The sequence below is a fragment of the Nocardioides albidus genome (genome assembly GCF_006335005.1).
GTDB classification, from domain to species: Bacteria; Actinomycetota; Actinomycetes; order Propionibacteriales; family Nocardioidaceae; genus Nocardioides; species Nocardioides albidus.
The window spans coordinates 385612-393300 of record NZ_VDMP01000027.1 but is presented as its reverse complement, the minus strand read 5'-3'; the positions used below and the strand labels follow the sequence as shown (position 1 = coordinate 393300).

Genomic DNA, 7689 nt, shown 5'->3' with positions numbered 1-7689 from the left:
CGCCGGCAAGCGGGTGCTGCTGCCGGTACTGCTGCCCGACAACGACCTCGACTGGACGGCGTACCACGGCGCCACCTCGCTCGCCCCCGCCCGCCGCGGCCTGCTCGAGCCCGTCGGTCCCCGCCTGGGTGTCGAGGCGATCGCGACCGCGGACGTCGTCCTCGTCCCCGGCCTGACCGTCTCCCGCTCGGGGATGCGGATGGGCCGCGGCGGCGGCTCGTACGACCGGGCCCTGGCCCGGGTGCCCGTCGGCACCTTCACCTGCGTCCTGCTGTACGACGACGAGGTGCTCCCCGACGTCCCCTCCGAGCCGCACGACCGTCCCGTCACCGCCGCCGCCACCCCCGGCGGGATCCACCACCTCTGTTGAGTTGCCCCGAACTCTCCGTTGAGTTGCCCCGAACTCACGATTGAGTTGCCACCGGGTCCCGCGCTGCCGGCAACTCAACGGTGGGAAAGCGGCAACTCAACGGTGAGAAAGGGGAAACTCAACCCTCGGGGGTCAGCAGCAGGGTGTCCTCGGCGGCCCTGCGCACGGCCTGCTCGGAGAACACCCAGGGCAGGGTCTCGCCGCGGGCCCACAGGTCGGTCTGGTCGGTGTAGTGCGGGTGGAAGGCGTGGCCGGAGGCGCCGGTGAGGTTGATCCAGCGGGCTGCGTCGAGGTCGTCCATCGGGACCACCATCCGCATCGACGGGGCGGTCACGACGTCGTAGCCCTCCCGCGCGTCCCAGGCCGTCGCGTCGACGAGGGAGCCACCGCCGCCGACCTCCCAGCCGCCGCGGTTGAAGAGCCGCTCGACGATCCCGATGCCGGACTCCCCCAGCGTCGAGGACCGCAGCTCCAGCTCGTGCAGCGCGCCCCAGGTCCACTCCTCGGCGCTCGGCGACTCCAGCGCGGTCAGCTCGTCGCGGGCCGCGACCATCGCCTCGCGCAGGATGTCGCTGCGCCGCTCGATCTTGTCGTCGGTGCGCACGTCGTCCCACCACGGGCTGCGTCCGCGCCGCAGCAGCGTCTCGACGACCGAGAACCAACGGTGGCCTCCGTCGGCCTGGATCACCTTCGGCAGCTCGTCGGAGAAGGTCCGTGCGAGCAGCTCGCGCCACACCACGTTGAAGTACGCCGCCGCCGCGCTGTCGGGGTCCTGCTGGTAGTTCCACGACCGCAGCAGGCGCTGTCCGTCGGAGTAGTAGCCGCGCGGCAGGTCCACGTCGAGGAGGTACGGCGTCAGCGCCTCGCCGATCGCACTGCGGTCGTCGAGCTGGATGGCGCTCATCGCCTCGACGCTCAGCTCGTCGTCGGCGGCCAGCAGTTGGGCGATCCGCTCGGAGCGGTAGCCCTGGTCCCAGTCGGCGGTGAGGTGCGGCGGGTAGCGGTCCGGGTCGATGACGGCCTGGTTGGCGGTGGCGATGATCCCGGAGTCGGGGTCGAGCACGTTCGGCAGAGCGTCGTAGGGCACGAACTCGCCCGTCCAGGCGGTGTCCTTCGACCAGCCGGCGGCGGGCAGCCGGCCGTCGTTGCCGGGCCGGCGGATCGGCACGAGGCCGGTCGCCTGGTAGCCGATGTGGCCCTCGGTGTCGGCGTACACGACGTTCTGGCCGGGAACGGCGAAGGCGGACAGGGCCTTGCGGAAGGAGGTCCAGTCGCCGGCCCGGTCGAGGGCGAGCAGGGCGTCCGCGGTCGGGCGCGGGGTGAGCGCGGTCCAGGCCAGGGAGATCGCGACGTCACCGGCTGACTCGTCCTGCCGGCCGTCGGCGACGGCGTCGACCTGGTCCAGCAGCCCGTCCTCGGTGAGCTCGATGCCGTCCTCGTCGGCGAACCGGGCCAGGTCCGACAGCAGCGGCCCGTGGCTGGTGGACCGGACGGTGAGCTCGACGTCCTCGCCGTCGCGGACCTGGATCCGCTCGGTGCGCCGCGTGAGCGGGAGCTGTTGCCCGTCGTACTCCCACTCGTCGCCGGTGACCCGCTCGACGTAGAGGTCGGTCACGTCGGGGCCGAGGTTGGTGAAGCCCCAGGCGATCTCGCGGTTGTGGCCGATCACGACGCCGGGGACGCCGGAGAAGCTGAACCCCGCGACGTCGTAGGGGCATTCCGGCGACAGGGTGCGGCAGTGCAGGCCGACCTGCGTCCAGACGCCGGGCAGGGAGATCCCGAGGTGGGGGTCGTTGGCGAGGATCGGGGCTCCCGACTCGGTGTGGTCGCCGTCGACGACCCACGCGTTGCTCCCGAGACCGTCGCCCCGCCCGAGCAGCGCGGGTACGCCGGCCAGCACGTCGTGCACCTTCGCGAGCGCCCGCACCGCGCCGGCGCCCCCGACCGGCGGGCGGGCGAGGGAGCCGGCGCCGGCCCCGGAGGCGTCCTGGTCGAACACGCCGTCGGCCACACCGCCCTGCTGCACGACCGGGGGGCGCTCGTCGTAGGGGTAGGCGGGGTAGAGGTCCTCGGCACGGGTGGCACCGACCGTCGCGGTCGCCACGGCCCGGCCGATCTCCTCCTCGAGGTTGCCGCGCAGGTCCCAGGCCATCGCCTTGAGCCAGGCGACCGAGTCGACGGCGCTCCACTTCTCCGGCTGGTAGTCGAGGCCGGTGATCCCGAGCAGGGTGTACTCCAGGGACATCTCGGAGGACGAGCGCCCCTCGAGATAGGCGTTCACGCCCTCGGCGTAGGCGTCCAGCGCGCTGCGGGTGGCCGGCTTGAGCAGCCCCAACTCCTTCTCGGCCACGTCGCGCCAGCCGAGGGTGCGCACGACGAGGTCGGTCTCCAGGCCCGCGTCGCCGAACAGCTCCGAGAGGCGCCCGGCGGTCGCGTGGCGTCGTACGTCCATCTCGTAGAAGCGGTCCTGGGCGTGCACGAAGCCCTGGGCGAGCATCAGGTCGTGGGTGGAGTCGGCGTAGATCTGCGGGATGCCGTGGTCGTCGCGCCCCACCCGCACCTCCGCCTCGAGGCCGCTGATCGCCAGCTCGCCGCCGGTCTGGGGCCAGGAGCGGCGGACGCCGACGACCGCCGTGGTCAGCGCCGCGACCAGCACGATCGCGAGGAGGACGCCGACCGCCGTGGTCCAGCGCACCCACCGGGACCAGGAGGGGGAGGAGGGCTTCGCGGGCGGGGCGTCGGCGCCCGTGTCGTGGTCCACCATGGTGCGCGCCATTGTGCCGTGTGCGTGCCACCTGACGTAGCATTGGCACTCGCCCGGCAAGAGTGCTAGGGCGAGAGTGCCAAGCGAGGAACGTCGATGCCCACCTACCAGTACCTGTGCACCGAGTGCGGCCATGCCTTCGAGCAGGTCCAGAAGTTCAGCGACGACGCCCTGACCACCTGCCCCGAGTGCACCGGCAAGCTCCGCAAGGTGTTCAACTCGGTCGGCGTGGTGTTCAAGGGGTCCGGCTTCTACAAGACCGACAGCAAGTCCGACTCGAAGTCCTCCAGCCCGGCCGCGGCGGCCAGCAGCCCGGCCGCGTCGAGCGGCGGCGACTCGTCGGGCTCCTCGAGCTCGGCCACCTCCACGGGCTCGACCGGCTCGTCGACGTCGAGCACCGCCGCCGCGCCCGCCTGATCCACGCCCGCGTCCCGGCCCCGCGGATGGCCCCCGCGGATGGCCCCTGTGGATGGCGCCGGCAGCCGGCGTCGCGGACGCCTACGGTCGCCGGCATGGAGCCCCGTGACCCTCGGCCCGCCGTCGCCCGCTCTCCGCGCCGGCGCGTGCGCGACGCCCTCGACGACGTACGACGACGGCTGCTGCGCCGGCGCCGCCTGATCGCCGCCCTCCTCCTGGGCGTGGCGGCCGCGGTCGCCGTGCGCTCCCTGGCGCCGCCACCGCCGTCGACCGCGGCGGTGCTCGTCGCGGCGCACGATCTCCCGGCCGGGCGCGCGCTGCGGGAGGGTGACCTGGTCACGCGGCGCGTCCCGCCGGACGTCGTACCGCAGGGCGCGGCGAGGGACCCGCTCGGGCGACGGCTGGCCGCCCCGCTGCGGGCCGGCGAGCCCGTCACCGACGTGCGGCTGCTCGGTCCCGCGCTCGGGGCGGCGCAGCCGGCCGGCACCGTCACCGCCCCGGTCCGCCTCTCCGACGCCGGCCAGGTCGCCCTGCTGCGTCCCGGCGACCGGATCAGCCTGCTCGGCACCGATCCGCAGGCGGGCACGACCGAGATGCTCGCCCGCGACGCGACCGTGCTGGCGGTCCCGGACGCTGCCGTGGCGGGCGACGGCGCGCTCCCGGGCCGCCTGGTCGTCCTGGCCCTGGATTCGGACGTGGTATACCACGTCGCGTCGGCCTCCGCAGGCGAATACGTGACCTATACATGGAGTCACAGTTAGTTTCAGGGGCCACCAGTGGCACCGCTCCACCATGACCTCGGGAAAGAGGAGAGATACATGTCCGGCTTCAAGAACTTCGTCCTGCGCGGCAACCTGGTCGACGTCGCCGTCGCCTTCATCGTCGGCGCCGCGTTCGCCACCGTCGTGACCACCTTCGTCAACTGGCTGACCGCGCAGATGCCCGAGTCCGCCAGCGACGTCTTCAGCAACGACCCGAACTCGTTCGGCGCGTTCCTCAACGCCGTCATCGCGTTCCTCATCCTGGCCGCGGTCGTCTACTTCGTGGTCGTGGTGCCCTACACCAAGGCCAAGGAGCGCTTCTTCCCCGCCGAGGCCAGCGGCCCGACCGAGGTCGACCTGCTCATGGAGATCCGCGACGCGCTGGCCAGCCGCGACCCGCGCTGATCTCACGCGCATCTGCGGCCGAGGGCCGGTGGGGACTCCCCCACCGGCCCTCGCTGTGTCCGTGCCCGTCTCACGCCGCCCGTCTCGGCCGCGAGTCTCGGGCCGCCGGTCAGCCGCCGTGGTGCGGCGGGACCTGCGACCTCAGCCACCGGTCGGCGGCGCTGTCACGGCTCGCCGGCGGTGCGTCGTCCCGCTCGTCGGAGCTCACCGACGGCTCGACGTCACCGAAGATCTCGGCCAGCCGGCGCCGCCGCTCCCACTCCGTCTCGCTCTGCTCGCCCATCTCGACCTGCTCAGGCGTCCTCGGGTGCCCTCATGTGCACAACCCGGCGGCCTCGCGGCCCGAGGTGCTGAGACCACCACCCGGCGGGTTCACGGCTCCGCCGCTCGGCGTACCCGACGGGGAGCCGGAGGACGACTCGGACGGGGAGTCCGACGCGGACTCGGACGTCGCGTCGTCGGACGGGGCGTCGGACGTGGCGTCGTCGGACGGGCTCGCCGGGTCGGAGGGCTGCCCGCCGCTCGGCGCACCCGACGCCGAGCCGTCCGGCCGGTCACCGGCGCTGAGCGCGTCCTTGAGGAACTCCGGGGTGAGCCGCTTGTCCTCGAGCACCAGCCGCCACAGCTTCTCGACCTCGGGGGTCCACTCGATCCCGGAGCTCACCTTGTCGGAGTAGGCCCAGGGCGTGGTGATGAACTTGATGTTGTCGGCGCCGATGCCCTGGGCGGTGACGGCGAGGTCGGCCATCTGGGCGACGTTCTCGAAGTCGGTCTGCAGGCCGGAGGTGACGGCGTTCATGAAGCCGACGATCCGGTCGGGGCGGGCCAGCATGCCCTTGGTCAGGGCCTTGTTGATCATCGAGCCGATGAAGGCCTGCTGACGGCGGGTGCGGTTGGGGTCGGTGCCGTCGCCGATCCGGTAGCGCGCGCGGACGTAGGTGAGGGCCTCGTCGCCCTTGATCTCGCGCGTGCCGGCCTTGAGGTGGATGTTGCGGACGTCGTCGTCGATGTCGTCGGGGATGCACACCTCGACGCCGTCGAGCGCGTTGACCATGTCCTTGAACTGGCCGAAGTTGACGACGACGTAGTTGTCCAGGGGGATGCCCGTGGTCTGCTCGAACTGGCGGATGGTGCAGGCCGGCCCGCCGTAGGAGAAGGCGGCGTTCCACTTGTCGTACGTCGTCGCGGCGCGGATCTCCGAGCCGTCGGGCTCGTAGCAGGTCGGCCTCATCACCGCGGTGTCGCGCGGGATGGAGATGCCGTAGGCGAACTTCCGGTTGGCCGAGAGGTGGAACAGGATCGTCGTGTCCGACAGCCCGTTGGTCGACTCCCCGTCGACCCCGCACCCCTTGCAGTCCCGGCTGTCGGAGCCCATCACCAAGATGTTCATCGGCTCGCGCGGCCCGGCGACCTTCTGCTTCTTCGGCCGGTCGTTGCCGAGTTGGTCGTCGAGGCTGACCCGGGCGATGTTGCCGTTCCAGTTGTTGTAGATCATGACGACCCCGAGGCCCGTCGCCAGCCCGAGCGACACCAGGCTCGCCAGGATCACCTTGACCACGACCTTGCCCGGCTGCGGCGCCTTGCGCCGGCCTCCGGAGGCCCGTCGTCCCGCCTTGCCGCCACCGCGCTCCCCGCGCAGGCGGCGGCGGTCGGCGCGGGAGGTGGGCACCCGGCGCGCACGGCGCCCCGGCGCACCCGGGCTCGCGCTCTGATCGTCCTGCGTCATCGTTCACCTGGTCGTGTGGCCGCCGGCGGCGGACGGTCTGTGTCTCGACGTCGCTGCCGAGCCAGCCGCCGATCGGCACCGGTGGTACCACGCTCACCCTAGGTCCCGCACCAAGTACGGCGGCGAGTCGCTCACCATTGTCCCCACTCCCCCGCCGACCACCCAATCCGGACCCGCCCGCCCGGACCTGACAAGATGGTCCGCACGCCCCAGTAGCTCAGTGGATAGAGCAGCCGCCTCCTAAGCGAAAGGTCGCAAGTTCGACTCTTGCCTGGGGCACCAACCTGGTCATCTCCGAGCCATCGCCCTTTGCCCCGGGCGGTGGTTCTCTTGCTTCCCGGAGGAGATGGCGCCTGGGACGCTCGGGGCCGTGGGCCGGCTCACGCGCACGACGCGGACGACCTGCACAGCGAGCCCATGGCACGGCACAAACACTGTGCTGCGTGCCAAGGACGGTGGCCGCTCGATCGCCCTAGGTTGGTGGGATCGAACAGTCTTGCTCGCCTGCCGGGACGGCGTCCCGGGAGCGAACGCGCCTTGCTCGTGGAGGCATCCGTTCGAGGACGGCCTGTCCGGACGAACGAGGCAGCGTTCGGGTCTCGGCGTGTCGAAGGAGCAGGTGGTGCACCTGCCCAGAGAGGGAGGTGTGCGCGTGAGCCAGGACGCGACAGAGGTCGGGGAGATCCGCCGGCGTGCGCGTGCCGATGCGGATCGTGTTCTCAGCGAGCATTGGCGGTCGGGCACTCTGCCCGTGGATCCCCGGGCGATCGTGGCCGCCGTGGATGCACGGCTGGCGGGGGTGGGCGAGCGGGCTGGGGGGTCGCTCGCCACCTCGTCGGCCGGAGCCGGGTCCTCCTCGCGGGGCCGTCGCTCCCTGGTGCGATCGAGATTCGAATCCGCTCGCCTGCTAGGGCTGCGGACCCGGGACCGCGTCGCCGGGAGCGAGCCGCGGCCGTCGTCCGCAACGGGGTGGCGTCACCGGACTCATCCGGACGAGATCTACGCGAACGAGTTCGCCGTCGCCCTGCTGCTCCCCCACACCGACTTCGTGGCCGCGAGATCCGACGGACTGGACGACCTCGGCCTCGCCAAGCGCTTTCAGGTGTCGCCGACCATCGCTCGCTGGCGAGCACTGCAGCTCGACTGCGCGGTGGCGGTTCCGTGACACCGCGACCGACCGTCCGCATACGGATCCGCCCGGCCGGCGCCCCGAGCCCCGTCGAGTCGTAGTGGCGCTCTCGGCCGT

At 72.2% G+C, this 7689-nt stretch carries 8 protein-coding genes and 1 tRNA gene; 6 read left to right on the top strand and 3 right to left on the bottom strand.

What is annotated here, in order from left to right; genetic code table 11:
• Positions 1-370, top strand: a 370-nt coding sequence (locus FHP29_RS20225) for a 5-formyltetrahydrofolate cyclo-ligase (protein ID WP_240044634.1), incomplete at its 5' end; no start/stop codon positions are given.
• Positions 371-488: 118 nt separating this feature from the next.
• On the opposite strand, the gene FHP29_RS20220 is transcribed toward FHP29_RS20225, so the two are convergent.
• Positions 489-3134 carry a penicillin acylase family protein gene (locus FHP29_RS20220; RefSeq protein ID WP_139624652.1) on the bottom strand — a complete coding sequence of 882 codons (2646 nt, stop codon included), beginning with the start codon at positions 3132-3134 and terminating at the stop codon, positions 489-491.
• Positions 3135-3230: 96 nt separating this feature from the next.
• On the opposite strand from FHP29_RS20220, the gene FHP29_RS20215 reads away from it, so the two are divergent.
• The 3 genes from FHP29_RS20215 to FHP29_RS20205 all read left to right on the top strand — a co-directional run bounded on the left by FHP29_RS20215 (position 3231) and on the right by FHP29_RS20205 (position 4717).
• Positions 3231-3551 (top strand): FmdB family zinc ribbon protein, encoded by a 321-nt coding sequence (locus tag FHP29_RS20215; RefSeq protein ID WP_139624651.1) that lies wholly within the window; start codon positions 3231-3233, stop codon positions 3549-3551.
• A 95-nt stretch (positions 3552-3646) separates the two neighbouring features.
• A complete protein-coding gene (locus FHP29_RS20210; protein WP_139624650.1) occupies positions 3647-4312 on the top strand; it encodes an SAF domain-containing protein in 666 nt (221 codons plus the stop codon).
• A gap of 57 nt (positions 4313-4369) precedes the next feature.
• Positions 4370-4717: an MscL family protein gene (locus FHP29_RS20205; RefSeq protein WP_139624649.1), complete on the top strand. Its 348-nt coding sequence runs from the start codon at positions 4370-4372 to the stop codon at positions 4715-4717.
• A 109-nt stretch (positions 4718-4826) separates the two neighbouring features.
• Here FHP29_RS20205 and FHP29_RS22095 read toward each other — a convergent pair whose 3' ends face one another.
• Positions 4827-5000: a hypothetical protein gene (locus FHP29_RS22095; RefSeq protein WP_192904050.1), complete on the bottom strand. Its 174-nt coding sequence runs from the start codon at positions 4998-5000 to the stop codon at positions 4827-4829.
• 30 nt (positions 5001-5030) lie between these two features.
• Positions 5031-6443 (bottom strand): LCP family protein, encoded by a 1413-nt coding sequence (locus FHP29_RS20200; protein WP_139624648.1) that lies wholly within the window; start codon positions 6441-6443, stop codon positions 5031-5033.
• Positions 6444-6649: 206 nt separating this feature from the next.
• Here FHP29_RS20200 and FHP29_RS20195 point away from each other — a divergent pair.
• Positions 6650-6725 (top strand) — tRNA-Arg (locus tag FHP29_RS20195).
• A 322-nt stretch (positions 6726-7047) separates the two neighbouring features.
• A complete protein-coding gene (locus tag FHP29_RS20190; RefSeq protein WP_158296657.1) occupies positions 7048-7608 on the top strand; it encodes an ImmA/IrrE family metallo-endopeptidase in 561 nt (186 codons plus the stop codon).
• The last annotated feature ends 81 nt before the right edge of the window (positions 7609-7689 follow it).

Coding starts and splice junctions, on each gene's coding strand:
- FHP29_RS22095 (WP_192904050.1), bottom strand. CDS start 5,000: ATGGGCGAGCAGAGCGAGACGGAGTGGGAGCGGCGGCGCCGGCTGGCC.
- FHP29_RS20205 (WP_139624649.1), top strand. CDS start 4,370: ATGTCCGGCTTCAAGAACTTCGTCCTGCGCGGCAACCTGGTCGACGTC.
- FHP29_RS20210 (WP_139624650.1), top strand. CDS start 3,647: ATGGAGCCCCGTGACCCTCGGCCCGCCGTCGCCCGCTCTCCGCGCCGG.
- FHP29_RS20220 (WP_139624652.1), bottom strand. CDS start 3,134: ATGGTGGACCACGACACGGGCGCCGACGCCCCGCCCGCGAAGCCCTCC.
- FHP29_RS20215 (WP_139624651.1), top strand. CDS start 3,231: ATGCCCACCTACCAGTACCTGTGCACCGAGTGCGGCCATGCCTTCGAG.
- FHP29_RS20200 (WP_139624648.1), bottom strand. CDS start 6,443: ATGACGCAGGACGATCAGAGCGCGAGCCCGGGTGCGCCGGGGCGCCGT.